The organism is Streptomyces purpureus, from assembly GCF_014648195.1.
GTDB classification, from domain to species: domain Bacteria; phylum Actinomycetota; class Actinomycetes; order Streptomycetales; family Streptomycetaceae; genus Streptomyces; species Streptomyces purpureus.
Genome location: NZ_BMQQ01000025.1, coordinates 30,473 through 48,022, shown reverse-complemented (window position 1 = coordinate 48,022; position 17,550 = coordinate 30,473). Strand labels below are relative to the sequence as shown.

At 71.1% G+C, this 17,550-nt stretch carries 18 protein-coding genes; 17 read left to right on the top strand and 1 reads right to left on the bottom strand.

Annotated features, from left to right (window positions below; genetic code table 11):
- Positions 1-61 precede the first annotated feature (61 nt).
- From cpaB to IEZ01_RS26150, 14 genes are all read left to right on the top strand, one after another.
- A complete protein-coding gene (gene cpaB, locus IEZ01_RS26215; RefSeq protein ID WP_189204102.1) occupies positions 62-769 on the top strand; it encodes a Flp pilus assembly protein CpaB in 708 nt (235 codons plus the stop codon).
- A gap of 7 nt (positions 770-776) precedes the next feature.
- Entirely contained in the window at positions 777-2,039 is a 1,263-nt protein-coding gene (locus IEZ01_RS26210; protein ID WP_019889066.1) for a CpaE/TadZ family protein, read from the top strand.
- A 270-nt stretch (positions 2,040-2,309) separates the two neighbouring features.
- On the top strand, positions 2,310-2,651 hold the full coding sequence (locus tag IEZ01_RS36090; RefSeq protein WP_229833239.1) for a pilus assembly protein: 342 nt from the start codon (positions 2,310-2,312) through the stop codon (positions 2,649-2,651).
- Between the two features lies 1 nt (position 2,652).
- The gene (locus IEZ01_RS26200) at positions 2,653-3,027 is read left to right on the top strand and encodes a TadE/TadG family type IV pilus assembly protein (protein WP_019889068.1); all 375 of its coding nucleotides are present in this window, start codon (positions 2,653-2,655) and stop codon (positions 3,025-3,027) included.
- Between the two features lie 67 nt (positions 3,028-3,094).
- Entirely contained in the window at positions 3,095-4,432 is a 1,338-nt protein-coding gene (locus IEZ01_RS26195; RefSeq protein WP_019889069.1) for a TadA family conjugal transfer-associated ATPase, read from the top strand.
- A 10-nt stretch (positions 4,433-4,442) separates the two neighbouring features.
- Entirely contained in the window at positions 4,443-5,384 is a 942-nt protein-coding gene (locus IEZ01_RS26190; RefSeq protein ID WP_019889070.1) for a type II secretion system F family protein, read from the top strand.
- A gap of 31 nt (positions 5,385-5,415) precedes the next feature.
- Complete coding sequence (locus tag IEZ01_RS26185) at positions 5,416-6,303, top strand: DUF5936 domain-containing protein (protein WP_189204100.1); 888 nt, start codon at positions 5,416-5,418, stop codon at positions 6,301-6,303.
- 199 nt (positions 6,304-6,502) lie between these two features.
- Positions 6,503-7,795 carry a sensor histidine kinase gene (locus tag IEZ01_RS26180; protein ID WP_229833237.1) on the top strand — a complete coding sequence of 431 codons (1,293 nt, stop codon included), beginning with the start codon at positions 6,503-6,505 and terminating at the stop codon, positions 7,793-7,795.
- 54 nt (positions 7,796-7,849) lie between these two features.
- Positions 7,850-8,857, top strand: coding sequence for a response regulator transcription factor (locus IEZ01_RS26175; RefSeq protein ID WP_189204096.1), 1,008 nt, complete (start codon positions 7,850-7,852; stop codon positions 8,855-8,857).
- 198 nt (positions 8,858-9,055) lie between these two features.
- Entirely contained in the window at positions 9,056-9,310 is a 255-nt protein-coding gene (locus IEZ01_RS26170; protein WP_189204094.1) for a Flp family type IVb pilin, read from the top strand.
- A 47-nt stretch (positions 9,311-9,357) separates the two neighbouring features.
- Positions 9,358-9,975 (top strand): pilus assembly protein TadG-related protein, encoded by a 618-nt coding sequence (locus IEZ01_RS26165; protein WP_506417166.1) that lies wholly within the window; start codon positions 9,358-9,360, stop codon positions 9,973-9,975.
- Positions 9,976-10,007: 32 nt separating this feature from the next.
- Positions 10,008-10,589, top strand: a complete 582-nt coding sequence (locus IEZ01_RS26160; protein ID WP_189204092.1) for a hypothetical protein — start codon at positions 10,008-10,010, stop codon at positions 10,587-10,589.
- Positions 10,590-10,601: 12 nt separating this feature from the next.
- Complete coding sequence (locus IEZ01_RS26155) at positions 10,602-11,240, top strand: OmpA family protein (protein ID WP_189204090.1); 639 nt, start codon at positions 10,602-10,604, stop codon at positions 11,238-11,240.
- Positions 11,241-11,275: 35 nt separating this feature from the next.
- Positions 11,276-12,493 (top strand): hypothetical protein, encoded by a 1,218-nt coding sequence (locus IEZ01_RS26150; protein WP_229833235.1) that lies wholly within the window; start codon positions 11,276-11,278, stop codon positions 12,491-12,493.
- 86 nt (positions 12,494-12,579) lie between these two features.
- On the opposite strand, the gene IEZ01_RS26145 is transcribed toward IEZ01_RS26150, so the two are convergent.
- Positions 12,580-13,518, bottom strand: coding sequence for a hypothetical protein (locus tag IEZ01_RS26145; RefSeq protein ID WP_189204086.1), 939 nt, complete (start codon positions 13,516-13,518; stop codon positions 12,580-12,582).
- A 132-nt stretch (positions 13,519-13,650) separates the two neighbouring features.
- Here IEZ01_RS26145 and IEZ01_RS26140 point away from each other — a divergent pair, with 132 nt between their 5' ends.
- From IEZ01_RS26140 to IEZ01_RS26130, 3 genes are read left to right on the top strand one after another with little or no spacing between them, the layout of a single operon-like run.
- Positions 13,651-15,303: a polymorphic toxin-type HINT domain-containing protein gene (locus IEZ01_RS26140; RefSeq protein ID WP_189204084.1), complete on the top strand. Its 1,653-nt coding sequence runs from the start codon at positions 13,651-13,653 to the stop codon at positions 15,301-15,303.
- Positions 15,303-15,749: a DUF7674 family protein gene (locus IEZ01_RS26135; RefSeq protein WP_229833234.1), complete on the top strand. Its 447-nt coding sequence runs from the start codon at positions 15,303-15,305 to the stop codon at positions 15,747-15,749. Before IEZ01_RS26140 ends, IEZ01_RS26135 begins: the two co-directional genes overlap by 1 nt.
- A complete protein-coding gene (locus IEZ01_RS26130; RefSeq protein ID WP_189204082.1) occupies positions 15,746-17,548 on the top strand; it encodes a hypothetical protein in 1,803 nt (600 codons plus the stop codon). Before IEZ01_RS26135 ends, IEZ01_RS26130 begins: the two co-directional genes overlap by 4 nt.
- The last annotated feature ends 2 nt before the right edge of the window (positions 17,549-17,550 follow it).

Genomic DNA, 17,550 nt, shown 5'->3' with positions numbered 1-17,550 from the left:
TCCCTCTCGTGCCCTGTACGTCCCCTGTCCGCTCACGGCATCCGATCGAGGTTGTACGGCCATGAACTCCCGCCAGCGCCGCGGCGTCATACTCCTGCTGCTGTCCGTCCTGTGCGCCTTCGGTGCCTTCGCCGGTGTGCTCTCGGTGATCAGCGACGCGAACTCCAAGGTCGGCCCCGAAGTGTCGGCGTACCGCGTCAAGAGCGAAGTGGTGCCCTACACGGCCCTCAACACCGGCCAGTTCGAGAAGATCACGATGCCCAAGCGCTGGCTCTCGAAGAACGCCGTCACCGACATCTCCGACATCAACGGCAAGATCGCCATCACCCGGCTGCAGCCCGGCTCGCTCCTGCAGAACGACATGATCGTCAAACGCCCGGCCCTCCAGCCCGGCGAACAGGAGATCGCCATCATGATCGACGCCGCCACCGGTGTGGCCGGCAAGATCACGCCCGGCGCGACGGTGAACATCTACGCCACCTTCGCCGGCGAGCGGGAGGGCGAACCCGCCCAGTCGAAGATCATCGTCAACAACGCCAAGGTCCTCGACGTCGGCAAGCTCACCGCCCTCAACCCCGACAAGGACGACCGGGGCGGCCGCGGCTCCGAAGCCGTACCGATCACCTTCGCCCTCAACACCCTCAACACCCAGCGCGTCGCCTACGCCGAGTCGTTCGCCCAGCATGTCCGCCTCGCGCTGGTCGCCCCCGGCAGTGACACCACCATCCGCCCCGGCGACCGCACGTACACGCTCGACAAGGACAAGTGAGGATGGGATGACGACCAGAATCCTCCCGGCCGTCGGGGACCCCGACGCGGCCCGGTCCGTCACCACTCTGCTCAGCCAGCTGCCCGACGCGGAGCCGGCGGCTCCGGTCGGAGACTCCACCCAGCTCATCGACACCCTCGCCCGGCTGGCCGGGGAGTCCCTCGACGAGTTGCCCGAAGTCGTGCTGGTCCACGAGCGGATCGGTCCGGTGCCGGCGCTGGAACTGATCCGGGAGGTGGCCCTGCGCTTCCCCGCCGTCGGGGTCGTGCTCATCACCGCCGACGCCAGCCCGGGCCTCTTCTCGGCCGCCATGGACTCCGGCGCCCGCGGCCTGGCCGCCCTGCCCCTCAGCTACGAGGAGCTGGCCCACCGCGTCCAGGCCGCCGCCCAGTGGTCCGTCGGCGTCCGCCGCCACCTCGGCGCCGGAGCCGACGTCTTCACCGGACCCGGCGGTACGGTCGTCACGGTCACCGGCGCCAAGGGCGGCGTCGGCACCACCGTGACCGCCGTCCAGCTCGCCCTCGCGGCCCGCACCTCCGGCCGCACCGTCGCCCTCGCGGACCTGGACCTCCAGGCCGGCGACGTCGCCTCCTACCTGGACGTACAGTTCCGCCGCTCCGTCGTCGACCTGGCCGCCATCACCGACATATCCCCGCGCGTCCTCCAGGACGCCGTCTTCACCCACGAGACGGGCATGGCCCTGCTCCTCGCCCCCGGCGAGGGCGAACGCGGCGAAGAGGTCTCCGAGCGCTCCGTACGCCAGATCATCAGCGCCCTGCGCTCCCGCTACGAGGTCGTCGTCGTCGACTGCGGCACCCAGATGAACGGCGCCAACGCCGCGGCCGTCGAAATGGCAGACATCGCGCTGCTGGTCACGACCCCCGACGTCGTCGCGGTCCGCGCGGCCAAACGCATCGTCCGGATGTGGGACCGCCTCCAGATCCGCAAGGCGGAGGAGACCCTCACCCTCGTCAACCGCTACAACCGCTCCACCGAGATCCAGCCCCCGCTGATCCAGAAGATCACCGGCACCCGCATGGCGGGCATCGCGATCCCCGCCGCCTTCAAGGAGCTCCAGGGTGTGGTGGACGCGGGGAGGATGCATGAACTGGACGCCAAGTCGACGGTGAAGCAGGCACTGTGGGGACTGGCGGGCGAGCTCGGACTGGTGAAGGCACCGGCGGGCCCGGAGAAACAAGGAAAGGCGCGCAACGACCGGGGCTCCGTGGGATTCCGCCGGCGCCCGTCGAGGAACGAGGGGGCGAGCTGACCCATGTCGCAGCGGGGGATGGCAGTGGAGCACATACGCCGAGGGGTGGGAAGGGACGGCGTACGGCGCCGGGCCTGGCGTGAGTCCGTAAGCCGGGGGGTACGGAACGAGGGCGTACCGGCAGGGACAGGACGGGACTGTGTACGGCGACGGGTCCGGCGCGGGTCCGCACGCCCCTGGGCCCGGCAGGGGTCCGTACGCCGGGCGGCGCGGCACGAGTCCGTACGCCGGGCGGCGTGCCAGGACCGCGGTCAGGTCGCCGTCGAATTCCTGGGCACCACCCCGCTGATCCTGCTCACGCTCGTCCTGCTGTGGCAGTTCGTGCTGGTCGGCTACACCTTCACGCTGGCCGGCAACGCCGCTGACGAGGCCGCCCGCGACGCCGCCCTCACCCACGCCACCTACCGGCAGGCGACCTGCGAGGAGTCGGCCCGGGAAAAGCTCCCCGCCTCATGGATCCGCCACGACGTGGCCCGGTGCACCACCGACGCGGCCGACCACATGGTCGACGTCACCGTCGACCTGCGGGTCCCCGTGCTCTTCCCCGGCGCCATCGACTTCCCCTTCACGGTCACGGCGGAGGCCTCCGCCGTACTGGAAGAGAGGTACTGACATGAGCGGGCCGAAGAAGCGAACGCGGCGCGCCGGCGACCGCGGGCAGGTCGCCGTCGAATACCTCGGCTTCCTCCCCATCCTGCTGCTGCTCGCCCTGGTCGGCGTACAGATGGGGCTCGCCGCCTACGCCGCCCAGCAGGCCGGAACGGCGGCCCGGGTCGCGGCCCGTACCGCCACCCACGACGGGACGGACATGTCACCGAAGCGGGCCGGCGAGGAGGCGGTGAGCGACTGGCTCGACGTCGACGTGCGCGTGGCGAGGCCCTGGGGAGGAGACGAGGTCGAGGCCAGGGCGACCGTACGGATCCCCTCGGTGATCCCCGGCTTCAGCCCGGGCGACGTGGCGAGAACCGCGACCCTCCCCGCCGACTGAGCCGACCCACCCCGACCGACCCTGTCGCACCACCGGACGTACGTACGGACTGAGGAGCACACGATCCATGAGTCTGCGGGCACGCATCACCGCCCCTGAGGAGGACAGCGGCGGGCGGGAGGACGGCCATCTGGTCGCCACCTTCCGCGCCAAACTGCTGGAGGAGATCGACCTCGCCGAAATGTCCGCGCTCGCCGCCGCCGAACGGCGCGCCCGGCTCGAACGCGTCCTCGGCCACATCATCAGCCGCGAAGGCCCCGTCCTCTCCACCGTCGAACGGGCCCAGCTGATCCGCCGCGTCGTCGACGAGGCCCTTGGCCTCGGCGTCCTCGAACCCCTCCTCGAAGACGCCTCCATCACCGAAATCATGGTCAACGGCCCCGACCAGATCTTCATCGAACGCGCCGGCCGGGTCGAACTCCTCCCGCTCCGCTTCGCCTCCCACGACCAGCTGATGCAGACCATCGAACGCATCGTCTCCACCGTCAACCGGCGCGTCGACGAAGCCAACCCGATGGTCGACGCCCGTCTGCCCTCCGGAGAGCGCGTCAACGTCATTATCCCGCCGCTCTCCCTCTCCGGCGCGACCCTCACCATCCGGCGCTTCCCGCGCGCCTACACCCTGCACGAGATGATCGGCCTCGGCTCCCTGGACGAGCAGATGCTGATCCTGCTCTCCGGCCTCGTCCAGGCGAAGTTCAACGTCATCGTCTCCGGCGCCACCGGTACCGGAAAGACGACCCTTCTCAACGCGCTCTCCGGGCTCATCCCCGAAGGCGAACGCGTCATCACCATCGAGGACTCCGCGGAACTCCAGCTCCAGCAGTCACATGTCATCCGCCTGGAGACCCGCCCCCCGAACGTCGAGGGCAAGGGCCAGATCACCATCCGCGACCTGGTCCGCAACTCCCTGCGCATGCGCCCCGACCGCATCATCGTCGGAGAGGTCCGAGGCGGCGAGACCCTCGACATGCTCCAGGCCATGTCCACCGGCCACGACGGCTCCCTCGCCACCGTCCACGCCAACAGCGCCGAGGACGCGCTCATGCGCCTGCAGACCCTCGCCTCCATGTCCGAGGTGAAGATCCCCTTCGAGGCGCTCCAGGACCAGATCAACAGCGCCGTCGACGTCATCGTCCAGCTCACCCGTAACGCCGACGGCACCCGCAAGATCAGCGAGATCGGCGTCCTCGCCTCCCGCGGCCGGGAGCGCTTCGCCATCGCCACCGTCTGCCGCTTCCACGCCCAGCCCATGGCCGCCGACGGCAGGGTCTACGGCAACTTCGAGTACCACCCGCTGCCGCGCCGCGTCGCCGAGCGGCTCTACATGGCCAGTCAGCCCATCCCGCAGGCCTTCGGCGTCGCATCCACCGCCGAACAGCTCGCCCTCAGAGAAGCCCAGTAGGGAGCCGGACATGAACAACCTCGCCCTGCTGACGATCGGCGGCACCATGCTCTGCTGCGTGCTGGGGGTGATCGGCATCCACGCCTACTCCTCCGGCGCCGCCCAGCGCGCCGCCCTGGTCGAACGGCTCTCCCAGACCGGCCAGATCGCCCTCCCCGGCCGCCGCCGGCGCCGCTTCCGCTCCATCGACCGGCGCGTGCGCCGCACCCAGCTCGGTAAAAAGCTGGAACTGCGCATCGCCTCCACCGGCCTCGACCTCACACCCGGCGAGTTCGTCGTCTACATGCTGGTCACCGTCGCCGCCCTGTGGATGATCGGACAGGCCATGCTGGCCTCCTTCTTCGGCCCCCTGTGCGGACTGCTCGGCATCTACGTCGCCATGGCCTTCCTCAACTGGCAGCGGCAGAAGCGCATCGAGAAGTTCATCAACCAGCTCCCCGAACTCTCCCGCATCCTCGCCAACGCCACCCAGGCCGGCCTCGCCCTGCGCATGGCCCTGAGCATGGCCGCCGACGAACTCGAAGCCCCCGCCGGCGACGAACTCAAGAAGGTCGCCGACCAGCTCGCCGTCGGACGCTCCATCGACGAGGCGCTCGGCGAACTCGCCAAGCGGCTGCCCTCACGCGAACTCGTCGTCCTGGTCACCACCCTCGTCCTGTCCAACCGCGCCGGCGGCACCGTCGTCGGCTCCCTGCGCAACCTCACCGAGACCCTGGAGGAACGCAAGGAGACCCGGCGCGAGGTCCGTACCCAGCTGTCGCAGGTCAGCATGACCGCCTACTCGGTCCCCGTCATCGGCGTCGGCTCGCTCCTCCTCATCGACAACATGCAACCCGGCGCCCTCGACAAGATGACCGGCTCCAGCATCGGCCAGGTCGCCGTCGTCGTCGCCTTCGCGCTGTACGCGGTCGGCTTCGTCATCATCCGCCGTTTCTCGAAGATCGACGTCTGAGCGCCTGCCGGCGTCTGAGGGAGGAGGACCCATGGAACTGCTGCTCGCCCTGATCACCGGCCTCTCGGTGGCCGGTGTCTTCTGCGGAATCCGGATGTACCGCGCCGAGGCCAAGCTCCCCGGGGATCTCGCCCTCGCCCTGGAGATCGGGTCCTCCCGCACCGGCGCCGTCGACTCCCTCGTCGACCGCCTCGGCATGCGCTACTCACCCGCCGTACTGCGCCTCATGGGCCCCAAGCGGGTCAACGAGGTCCGCCGCAAGATCGACCTCGCCGGCAATCCCGGCGGCCTCACCATCGACCGCTACGGCGCCCGCCGCGCCGTCTACGGCTTCCTCGGCGCGCTCGGCGGACTGGTCATGCTCTCCAAGGGCAGCGTCTTCGTCGCCCTGCTCCTCCTCGCCTTCGGCGCCTTCTGGACCGAGGTCGGCATCTGGTCCGCCATCCGCGTCCGCCGCGACCAGATCGAACGCACCCTGCCCGACTTCCTCGACGTCCTCGCCGTCGTCGTCAGCGCCGGCCTCGGCTTCCGCCAGGCCCTCGACCGGGTGGCCGAGAAGTACGAAGGCCCCTGGTCCGACGAGCTGCGCATCACGCTGCGCCAGATGGACATGGGCGTCAGCCGCCGCCAGGCCTTCGACGAACTGCGCCGGCGCAACGACTCCGAACAGGTCGCCCAGTTCGTCACCGCGCTCCAGCAGGGCGAGGAGCTCGGCGCGCCCATCGTGGACACCCTCATCCAGATCGCCAACGACATGCGCCGCACCGACGCCCAGAACGCCCGCCGCAAGGCCGCCAAGGCCGTACCCAAGGCCACCCTCGTGATCACCTCGCTGATGGTCCCCGCGACGGTCATCCTGCTGGGCGCGGGCCTCTTCCTCGGTACGGGCACCAACTTCGGCTCGTTCACGGGGGAGTGAGGCGGGCGTGGCGATCCGCAGACTCCGTCCGGCGTCCGGCCCTGCACCGGGGCCGGGGGCCCGGGCCGGGCTCGTGTCCCGGCTGGGGTCCCGGCTCGGACTCGGAGCCGTGGCCCGGCTGGGGTCCAGGCTGCGGCTCGGGGCTTCGACGGGGTCTTCGCGCCGGCTCGGCAACGGCGTCGGAAACGTCGTCGGGAACGTGGAAGGACCGGGCCCCACCCCCGCGCCCACCCCCGCCCTGAACATTCAGGTGAGCGCGCTGCAGGCCATGTGCCGCCAGGTCTTCGGCTTCCGCCTCGCCATGATCGCCCTGTCGGCCCCGGTCGCCCTGCTCAACGCCGCCCCGGGACTGGCCAGCCAGCTCGTCGGCGGCGCCGTCCTGGTCACCTTCATGGGCTCGTACCTGCCCTTCCGGGACTGGGAACGCTTCGGCCCACTCCTGCTCAAATACCCGCCCCTGCTCGCTGCCGACACCCTCATCGGCTCCCTGCTCCTCGTGACCGCAGGCCCCCAGAGCCCCCTCGGATACGTCAGCGTCTGCACTCCCCTCCTCGCGGGCATCGTCTACAGCTGGCGCGGCGCCGCCTTCTTCGCCAGCCTCCAGTCCCTCATCCTCATCGCGCTGTACACCGCCGATCCCAAGATCGACGCGTCCTTCGGCGAATCCACCCTCATGCCCGGCCTGTGCGTCGTGGCCGGCGCCGTCGGGGTCACCCTGCGCAACCTCCTCCTGCGCTTCGGCACCGCCACCCAGGCGCTCACCGAAGTCCGCGCCCGCCTCGCCGTCACCGAGGCCGTGGAGGGCGAGCGGGCCCGGCTGGCCCGCGAGATGCACGACTCCGTCGCCAAGACCCTGCACGGCCTGGCGCTCGCGGCCGACGGCCTCGCCGCCTCCGCCGACCGCATGGACCCCCTCACCGTCAAACACCAGGCCGACCTCGTCGCCCGCTCCGCCCGCCGCGCCGCCGCCGAATCCCGCGAACTCCTCTCCGACCTGCGCCGCCGCTCCGACACCGGCGGCGGCGTGGACATCGGCGGGGAACTCGCCGCCCGGGTCGAGGACTTCGCCCGCCGAAGCGGCCTGCGCGCCACCTACCGGACCGTCGGCGAGAGCGCCGTCCCCGCCGTCCCCCAGGCGGTCGCCCGCCAGCTGCTGACCATCGCCTCCGAGGCGATGGAGAACGCCCACCGCCACGCCCGCCCCACCCACGTCGAGGTCTCGTCCGGGGTCGTCAACGGATATGTACGCATCAGCGTGTACGACGACGGGCGCGGCCTGCCCCCGGGAACCACCCTCGACGACCTCCGCCGGGCCGGCCACTTCGGCCTGGTGGGCATGGTCGAACGCGCGGCGGGCATCGGCGCCCGGATCCGCATCGGTCGGGGCAGGGCGACCCGGGGCACCGAAGTACGACTAGAACTCCCCGTCGGGGCCCTCACCCCCGGCACACCCCCGCTCCCACCCCCGCCGGCAGGACCGCCCCTGCCCTGACCCGCTTGCCCGTACTCAACGACCCGTCCCCACCACGCGAGAGGAGGCCGCACCATGCCGGACGACGTTTCCCACACCGCCGGACAGCGCTCGGTGTCGTCCCACGTCTCTCAGCACACGTCCTCGTACACCCCCGAGCCCCGCTCGGAGCTCACCGGGGCCCAGCACCCCGCCCAGGCCCCATGGGCCCAGGCGGCCCCTTTAAGGGTGGTCGTCGCCGACGACAACCCCGTCGTACGGGCCGGACTCACGGTCCTGCTCGGCGGCCGCGACGACATCGAGGTCGTCGCGGAGGCGGCCGACGGCCGCCAGGCCCTGGAGGCGGCGCAGCAGCATCAGCCGGACGTGGTGCTCCTCGACGTCCGGATGCCCGGCGTCGACGGCATTTCCGCGCTGCCGTACCTCGTACGCATCGCGCCGGTGATGATGCTGACGTACAGCAGGGAGAGCTCCATCGTCCAGGAGGCCCTGCGCCTGGGCGCCGGCGGCTATCTGGTCCACGGCGAGTTCACCGCCGACCAACTGGTGAGCGCGATCCGCGACATCAAGGAGGGCCGGGCCCACTTCACGGCGACGGCGGCCAGCGCCCTCCTGGCCCAGGTCCGCAGCCAGGAACCGGCCCCGGGCGGCCCGCTTCCGGGCCCGCTGCCGGAGGGGCTGGGGGCGGTGTACGCGTCCGGGGTGCCGTACGAGGGCGGGAGCCATCCCCCGTACGAGCCGCAACCACGGGTTGGCGGGCACAGTGCGTCTGCACACACTCCGGAGGCGCCAAGTGTCTCGAATTCATTGCAGTCTCAGCAAAATGCTTCGCATGTGCAACCTGTCATGTCACAGTCGTCGCAGCGCAACAGGGAGGCATACGGCCTGAGTTCGAGGGAGGTGGAGGTGATGGACCTGATCGCGTCCGGCATGAGCAACCAGCAGATCGCCGCCACCTGCTTCATCAGCGAGAAGACCGTGAAGAACCACATCAACCGCATCTTCTCCAAGCTCCACAGCGTCAGCCGCAGCGAGGCCATCGCGGCCTGGCTTGGCACCGCCCACGGAGGTGCGCCGCGATGACCCACGCCAACCGATCGCGGTGGGCCCTGGATTGGGCCCGGGTTTGGGCCCACGGACCCTCTGGCGGGACGGGTGTCCCGGCGTACGTTTCTCGTGTCGAAAGCGGCACCGGCCAGGAGGAAGCCGGACCCGCGGGAGGCACCACAGAGACTTACGCGTCGGCCGACCAGCGGTCGGCCGGACCTGGAGGGGAACACCATGAGCGACGTCATGCTGAAGTCCGCGACCACGGCCAAGGTGTACGTGGGTCACTGGACGAACACCGCCGTGGACCGGGTCAAGGCCCGCTACGAGGCGAAGGACCGGGGACAGACGGCGGTCGAGTACCTGGGCATCATCGTGGTGGTCGTGGCGATCGTGGTGGCGATCACGGGTACGGACATCGGTACCTCGATCAAGGACGCCATCGGCAAGAAGATCACCGAGCTGACCGGTGGTGGCGGCGGCGAGTAGCAGTCCGACGCTACAACGGCGACAGAGGGCAGGCCTTCCCCATCTACATCACTGTGGTGGGGGGTCTGCTCTTTCTTGCGTTCGCGTACTTCGCGGTAGGACAGGCGGCCGCGACCCGCAACGGCGCCCAGACGGCGGCCGACGCGGCAGCACTCGCAGCGGCGCAGGACGCTCGGGAACAGCTGCGGGACGGCTGGCTGGAGGTCATCCTCAATCCAGCCGAGTGGAAAGGCTTCCTCAACGGCCGACGCTTCGGTACGTACACCGCGTGCCTTCGGGCGGAATCGTTCGCGAACAGGAATGGCGCGGAGCTCACCGAAGGCGGCTGCGACCGTCTCCCCCGGTTCGACGACGAGGAAGGGTTCACCGTCAAGGTGCGCACCCTCGGGACCGTCGGCGAGTCCGTGATCCCGGGGACCGAGAACCGGCACGCCACAGCCAAGGCCAAAGCCGTCATCGAACCCCGGTGCACCTTCGACCCGCCGAAGCCGCCTCCGACCGAGGATCCGGATCCGGGTGAGGACGACGGGCCGGGCGACGACACGGACCAGGACCCGAAGCCGATTCTCGGCCTCTCGTGCGACGGTGTTCCGTGGGAGATCGACCCGAAGCATCCGAAGCTTCCCGACGCTGCTGACCTCTTCACTGTCCGACTGGCCGACTGACAAGCGAACGACGAGAAAAGGAACCGCGTTTCATGAGTGTTCGGTACGCAACGAAGGCCCGCAGGGGGATTGCCGTGGTCGTCATCGCGGCAGGCTTGGCCCTCGCCGTATCCGGCTGCGGTGGAGAAGGTGACCCCAAGAAGGACAAGCCTGCGGCGACAGCGTCCACGCCTCAGGGCTCCGGGAACGGCAAGCAGCCGCAGACCGAAGCGCCGACGGAGACGCTCGCGGTGTTGAAGGGGCAGGAGGGATTGGAGCTGACCCTGTACTCAGCGCAGAGGGACACCGGTGGGTTCCTGACTATCAAGGGCACCTTGAAGAACACGTCCGATGCCCCAGCCACCATCACCGCACAGCTCAGGGGTAACGAAACCGAGATCATGAAGCACGGGAACTCCCTCGGCGGAGCCACCCTCGTGGACTCCGCCGGCAAGAAGCGGTACTACGTGCTGCGAGACACCGACGGCCGGCCGTTGACAACGACCGGACTGTCCAGCCTGGCGCCGGGAGCGCAGTCGAGCGTCTTCATGCAGTTCCCAGCGCCACCCACCAACACCACGGAAGTCGTCTTTCAACTGCCCACCTTCCGCCCCGGCACCATCAAGCTGTCCTGACCGGGGGCTGCCATGACGACCATCAACTTCTCCGTCGCCGGCCGCCGGCGTTGCATCGCCGTGCTGACCGCCACCGTCATCACCGCCTCCGCGCTCACCGTCGCCACGGCGGGTACGTCCTACGCCGACGATCCGCCCGGCTCCACCTCGAGTTCGCCACCACCAAAGATCGACGCGAACTCCCCGGAGCTCATGCTGCCCGACGGGGCCACGCTCGCTCCGGCGAAGGTCCTCGACATCAAGCAGGTCGTCGAGGAGGAGGGCGGTGAACAGCGACGTGAGGACACCAACGTCGACGTCACCTTCGCCCTCCAGGCCGAGGTGCTCTTCGGGAAGGACAGCGCCAAGCTCAGCAGCGCGGCCAACGCCCGGATCGCCGCCATCGCCGCCGAGATCAATAAGCAGCGCGCGAGCACGGTGCGCGTATTCGGCTTCACGGACAACCTGGGCTCGTACGAGCACGGGCTGACGCTGTCGAAGCAGCGGGCCGAGGCGGTCCAGAAGCAGTTGGCCAAGGACCTCGACCCGGGGAAGAAGTTCGAGATCCGGGGGTACAGCGAGGACTACCCGATCGCCGACAACAAGACCGAGGAAGGCCGCAAGAAGAACCGCCGGGTGGAGGTCACCTTCCCCCGGACCGTGGGCAACTGAGTCACTTCGGGGCGAGCGTGATGGTGTGGAGGGGCGTGACCACCGCGACCGTTGCCGTGGGCGCTGTCCTGGCCCAGGGCACGGCGGTGGCGACCCCTTCCCCGGAGGTTTCCGGCGACGTGCCCGCGTACCGCATGGCGCGGGATGCCCAGCCGGTCTCCGGCGCGACGTCCAGCGGCGAAGGGCCCCTGCTCAAGGGGCCCGGGACGTACACGGACACCGCCGTCACCGGCCAGAAGAAGTACTACCGCGTCAGGCTGGACGGAACGTCGAACGTCTATCTCTCGGCGGTCCTCGCGCCACTGCCAGGGACCGAAGTCGGTGTGCTCGACGGCGTCCGGATCTCGTTGGCGAAAACCGACGGGACGCCGTGCAGCGAAGGGACGACCCTGGGGTTCCTGGGCGAATCGGCCCGGCCCATCGCCGACTACGTCAGTCGGCGCATCGAGCCGGGGCGGTCCTGCCAGAAGGCAGGCGAGTATCTCCTTGAAGTAGAAGGCCGAGGGCGAAGCCGTACGGTTCCTCAGCGGTGGCCGATGGAGCTCACCTACAAGGCCGAGCCGCCGCTCAAGCCCGGCTCCGCCGTCCCCACCGCTCCCACCGGCTGGAGCACCGAGCCCCCCGCGCCCGCCGGCGGGGAGCCGAGGCGGATCACCGGGGGGACGGGGTTCAACGACGCGGCGGCGGTGGAAGGCGGGGTCTGGCGGGACGAGATGAGGCCGGGGGAGAGCCGCTTCTACCGGGTTCCCGTGGCGTGGGGGCGGCAGCTGTTCGTCAACGCGCAGCTGGCCAACCTGCCCGGTGCAGACCGCTTCGCCGCCATCAACGGCTTCCGGGTCGAGCTCTACAACCCCGCCCGTGGCCTGGTCGAGAGCAAGAAGGACAACTACACCGGCAAACCGGCATCGGTCGGGTTCGGCACGGCTCCGGCGGCGTACGCCAACCGCACCGAGGGCGGGTCGGAGGCGGCGCGGGCGATGCGGTTCGAGGGCTGGTACTACGTGCAGGTCTCCCTGGACCGTACGGTGCCCGGCGCCGTACCGCTGACCCTGGACATCTCCGTCAAGGGCGAAGGCGGGGCGGGACCCGTGTACGACGGGGACGCGGAGGCGGCCGGCTTCGCGCTCGGGGACGAGGCTCGTGACGCGGGCGACCCTGCGATGAAGGCCTTCGGCCTGACGGGCATCGGGCTCGGTACGGCCCTGGTGGCCGGCCTTGCCGCGTGGTGGCTGCTGGCCCGCCGCCGAGCGTGAGGTGAGCCGGGCGCGGGACTTCTTGCCGGACCCACCCGGCCCCCCACGCTCCCGGCCCACCCCAATCCGCAAGGAGAGCCGAACCCTCAGCTCCCCGCCTCCCCCAGCCGGCCCCACGTCGCCCGGATCGTGGCGATCACGGCCGCCGGCCGGTGGAAGACCTCCGTCGCCGTGAAGCGCAGGACGCGGCGGACGCCCGGGCAGTCCGGGAGGGCGTTGAAGCGGCGGGTGTCGCGTTCGTGGGCTTCGCGGGTGCCGTGGAAGGGGTGGCCTTCGATCTCCACCACCAGGCCCGCCGCGCGGAAGAGGAAGTCGGGGCGGATGCCACGGCCGTCCGAAGTGTGGGGCAGCGGCTGGGACTCGGGGTGGAGCCCCGCGTCGTGCATGTGCAGGCGGGCGAGGGTCTCCGCCGGGGAACCGGCCGCCGGGTCCGTCGGGCGCAGCCACCGGCGGGCGCGCGGGGCGCCGGGGCGGCGGGCCGCGAGTTCCGTGCCCAGCTCGTCGGGGTGGACGAGTGCCGGGCGGCGGACGCCGCCCACCACGCGGCGGGAGAGCGCCGAGTCCGCCGCGACGACCGCCTCCTCGCGTGGGCCGCGCCGTATCAGGTCCGCGACCGTACGGGCCGGGGGCGTCACCCGCAGGCCCCTGCGCAGCGACCAGTCGCCGGGCGAGAGCGGGCCCCGGTGTACCTGGAGGCCTTGACGGCGTCCGCCACTCCTCGCCATCGAGGTGCACTCGACGAGGGACGAACGCGTCTGCGGCCGCCCGTCGCCCAGCACCTCGATCCGGTGGACGTACGCCGCCGAGCCGTGGCTGCACACCAGCGCCGGCCGAACCGCCTGCAGCGCCCTCGCGCGCGTCAGCCAGTCCACGGGTCTGCCCGGGGCCGCCCACGCCCCCGGGCAGACCCGCCCCCACCCCTCGCGGCGCAGCGCGCTCCTCAGCCGGCCCGGGGACCAGCCCGCCTCCAGCGCATGGGCTGTGAGCAGCACCCCGCCCCGGGCCACCGTCGTCAGTTCTGCCATGCGACCAACGATCCTGCCTCCCGGCCCCGCCCGCACCCCCTGTGGAAAACCGCCGGCCTCAACCGCCGTTGGGCCCAGCCTTGGGCCCGCAGGCCCAAGACGGAACGACGCCACCCCCCTAGCGTCGTGTCCATGTCGCGTACGGGGATGGTGCGTTCGGTCGATCGATGGTGGCGCCGGCACGGGCCGCGCACGGAAGCCAGGCTGCTCGGCCTGCGCGCGCGGCGACGCGGCCCGCGCGGGCGAGGCCGCCTCGGCCGCCTCAGGCACGGGCAACGCGGCCAGGGCGCCCTGGAGTACCTCGGCCTGGTCGTCATCGTCACCGCCATCGTCGGCGCCCTGGTGGCGACCGGCCTCGGCGCCGAGCTGACCCAGAAGATCGGCACCCAGATCTGCAAGGTCACCAGCAGCGGCAACTGTGGGGGTGACGGTGGCGACGGCACCCAGGCCCAGGGCGACGACCCCGGCACCACCAACCCGGCCACCGACAACAACGGCAGCGCTCAGCCCAAGTCCCAGGCCCAGATCGACTACGAAAAGGCCCTCCAGGACCTGGAGAACGCGAAGAAGCAGCAGCAGGCCGACACCGACAAGGCCAAGCAGGCCGCCGAGGAACTCGCCAAGATCCTCGCCGAGGAGCTCGGCATCAAGGCGGCGTTCGACTGCATCACCAAGGGCGACATGGGCGCCTGCACCGAAACGCTCATCAACGTCCTCACCAGCCTCATCGGCGGCGCGATCGGCAAGCTCGCGGCGAAGTACGGCGCGCCCTGGAAGTGGAAGAAGGCCGCCGAGCTCATCAAGAAGCTCAAGAAGCACGGCGGTGACCTCTACGACAGCCTCAAGAACCTCATCAAGAACCGCAACAAGGTCAGCGACGCGCAGAAGAAGGCCGACGACGCCAAGAGGAAGCTCGACGCCGAGAAGAAGGATCCTCCGAAGGAGGATCAGAAGCCGGACAACAAGCCCACCACCTGCCCGGTCCGGCACAGCTTCCCGCCCGGTACGCCCGTACTCCTCGCCGACGGCCGCCGCGTCGCCATCGAGCGGGTCCAGGTCGGCGACAAGGTCCTGGCGACCGAGCCGTACACCGGCCGTACCGCCGCCCGCCCCGTCGAGCAGGCCATCACCACCCACGACGACAAGGACTTCACCCGGCTCACCGTCCGTACCGTGGGCGGCCCGGCCGTGCTCACCGTCACCGACACCCACCCCTTCTGGGTCATGGACCAGGGCCGCTGGCGCGACGCCGGCGAGATCCGGCGCGGCGACACGCTGCGCAGCGACAAGGGGGTCGCGCTCCCGGTCGTCGCGGTCTCACGGTTCACCGAGCGGCAGACCACGCACGACCTGACCGTCGCCGACATCCATACGTACTATGTGGTGGCCGCGGCCAGCGGAATCCTGGTGCACAACGAGGACGGCGCGCCGAAGCCGACCGCCCAGCACCAGAAGCTGCAGAACATCATCAACACCCTCTACAAGGGGGTGGGCCACCCGGACCAGATCGGTGACGGAAGCGCGATGGCCGCCGCCGACTACGAGGCCAACGGCGGCCCCAAGGTCGAGGGCAAGGACCACGTCGGCAAGGCGAAGGAGATGAGGGACTCGCTGAAGAACTTCCTCACCGCCACCGAGTGGAAGCCCCGCAAGGGCGCCGCCAAGCAACCGCTCATCCGGACGCCCGAGGACGAGCAGTTGGCCAGGACGCTGATCAAGGCGTTGGACGACGCCATCGAGGGCAAGTACAAGGGGCACAAGAACTACCCCGGACTGGACTGCTGATGACGACCCCTGGCGTGCCCCCGACGGACGGCACCACCCCCCAGCCCCCCGCGCCCGGCGCGCCGGGGGGCTCGGCCCCGGCCCCCGCCGCCTCTCCCGACGTGCGCTTCGTCGAGGAGCTCGTCGCCGAGCTCCCCGGCTTCGCCGACGCCTACGAAGCCCACGTCTTCAACGAGAACGGCGTCCTGCCCCACGTCTTCTTCATGGACGTCGTCGAGGAGACCGTCCAGGCCTTCCTCGGCGAGGAGTCCGACGTACCCGACTGGCGCCGCACCCTCGACTTCCTGGAGGAGCGCACCGGCAGCGACACACCCGAGGTCCAGGCGGTGATCGTGACCTCGTTCCTCAACGACCTGCCCTACCCCGGACAGCCCGGCCACGACATCGTCCGTCACCTGCCCCCGCGCATGGCCGCCACCTTCTCCCGGATCAGGCCCAAGGGGTGACCGAGCCCCCCGACTGGTCCGCCCTGAGGCACGCCTACGGCCCCGCCGACGACATACCCGGCCTGTTCACGGCCATGGGCTCCGCCGACGAGGCCGTTCGCGAGCAGGCCATGGAGGAGCTCGTCTCCTCACTCTTCCATCAGGGCGACATCTACTCCGCCAGCGCCGCCGCCCTCCCCGAACTCGCCCGCCTCGCTCTCCACGGGCCCGGCCACCGCACCGGACTGCTCTGGCTCATCGGCGGCTGCGCCGGCGGCGCGGCCTCCCGCGAGGAGCGGGCCGCCATGGACCACGCCGTCGCCGAGACCCTGCCCACGCTGCTTCCCCTCGCCACCGACGAGGACCCCGGCGTACGCCAGGCCATGGTGTGGCTCATCGCCTCCGCCGGGCTCGCCGCCCTGCCCCTGATGCCGCTGCTGCGCGCCCGGTTCGACATCGAACAGGACGCGGACGTACGCGCCGACCTCGCCACCGCCCTCGGCCTCCTCGACCTCGACGACCGGGCCCGGACGGTACGCGACGAGGCCCTGCTCGACGACCCGGAGCCGCGCGTCCGGCTCGCCGCCGCCACCGATCTGCTGCGTACCGCTGCCCTGCCGCTCCCCGCCGACCTGGTCGGCGCCGCGCTCGACGCGTACGCCGAGCACCCCGTCCAGCAGTACGGAGAGGTGTGGCCCGCGCCCTACCGCACCCTCGGCGACCGGCTCCTCGACGATCCCGACGCCGCCCTGCGGGGGATCGACCGCGGCCTGCCCCTCGCCATGGACGTCGACGCCACCTGGCGGGACCGCGAGCGCGAGCTGCTGCCCCACTTCACCGCCGGCATCGAGCATCCGTACCAGCTCCAGACCGTCGCCCGGCTCGCCGCCCAGCTCCCCGGCGGCGCCGACGCCCCCTACCTCGACCCCTTCCTCGACCCGCGCCGCGCCGCGGACCACCCCGACCTGCGCGTCGCCGCCGTCCTCGCCGCCGTACGTCTGCGCACCCCCGAGGCCCTCGGCCACGTCCTGCGCCTGCTCGACGACCTCCCGGACCACGACATGACCGCCGCCGTCCTCACCGCGGCCGTCGAGGTGTTCGGCGCCGCCGCCGAACCGGTCGCCGCCAAGGCCGCCGACCGCCCCCGGGCCGCCTGGGCCGACGCCCTCGTCCCCTTCCCGGCGCTCGTCGCCCACTGCGAGAGCGCACTGGTCCGGCTCCTGCCGCACTCGGCCGACGCCCTCGCCGTCCTCGGCGCCGCCGCCACGCCCGCCACGGTCGGCACCCTGCGCGAGGCCGCCCACGACGGCAGCACCCGCGCGGCCTTCGCCTACGCCCGTCTGACCGGCGACCACACACCCGCCCTCGCCCTCGCCCGCCGGCAACTGGCCGAGGCGAAGGGGCGCTGGGCCCTGCACGTCGCCGGCCGGCTCGGCCCCGCCGCCACGGAGCTGCTGCCGCTGATCGAGCCCCACCTCACGACCGGATCACGCGAGACCCGGGCCGCGGCCGCCGCCGCGCTCTGGCGCGTCACGGGCCGTACGCACGACACGGCAGGCCCTCTCGCCACACTGATCGCCCACGCCGACAACCTCTACGAGCACCACTTCGACGCCCTGCGCGCGCTCGCCGAGATGCGTCTCCTGCCGGACACCGCCCGCCCCGCCGCCGAACGGATCGCCCACTCACCCCGCCGCGCCGCCTCCCAGCTCTTCGACAACGGCACCCCGCACATCGACTACACCGCCCGCGCCCTGGCCACGACCGTCCTCGACCACGCGGGCCCGGACCGTTGGGACTCAGACCTTCCGGACCGCTGAAC